General features: G+C 76.8%; 1 protein-coding gene. It reads right to left on the reverse strand.

Annotation, left to right across the window (positions count from 1 at the left end; genetic code table 11):
* Window position 1: 1 nt before the first annotated feature.
* Window positions 2-728 (reverse strand): NAD(P)/FAD-dependent oxidoreductase (locus DZG00_RS16105; protein WP_147360098.1); only part of this gene is annotated, 727 nt, incomplete at its 5' end.

Below are 728 nucleotides of genomic sequence, written 5' to 3' on the forward strand. Positions count from 1 at the left end.
GTCACGAGCGCACCCCGGCAGCGCCCGTCGGCAGAGCGGCCCCCGGCATCGCGAGCCCGAGCGAGGCGCGCGCGACCGAGAACGGCCGCACGTCGAGCGCGGTCGCCGATCCGGCCATGAGGTCCGCGACGAGGTCGGCCGTCGCGACGGCCAGGCCGATGCCGGCGCCCTCGTGCCCGCTCGCGTGCCAGAGGCCGGGCAGCCGCGGATCCGGCCCGATGACGGGCAGGTGGTCGGGCAGGTATGGGCGGAAGCCGCCGTAGGAGCGCATCGCGTTCGCGTCGACGAGGAAGGGGAAGAGCCGCACGGCCTTCGCGGCCAGCTCCTCGAGCACGGCCACGCGCAGGGACGCGTCGAAGCCCACGCGCTCGCGGCTGGATCCGATGAGCACCGTCCCGGACGGCGTCGACTCCACGACGCCCGAGGTCTGCAGGGCGCCGTCGCCGGATCCGACCGCGCCCACGTAGTCGCCGTCGTAGACCTTGTGCCGGATGCGGTGCGGCATGCGCGTGGTCACGAGCACGACCCCGCGCCGCGGCAGCACCGGCAGCTCGACGCCGAGGGCGCGCGCGACCTCGCCCGACCACGGTCCGGCCGCGATGAGCACGTCGTCGGCGGGGATGTCGCCCGCGGTCGTGCGCACGCCGCGCAGGGCGCCGTCGGCATCGAGGATCGGGCCCGTGACCTCGACGCCCGTGCGCACGACCGCGCCCGCGCGCCGGGCCGAC

The sequence above is a fragment of the Clavibacter lycopersici genome, assembly GCF_003576405.1.
Classification (GTDB): domain Bacteria; phylum Actinomycetota; class Actinomycetes; order Actinomycetales; family Microbacteriaceae; genus Clavibacter; species Clavibacter lycopersici.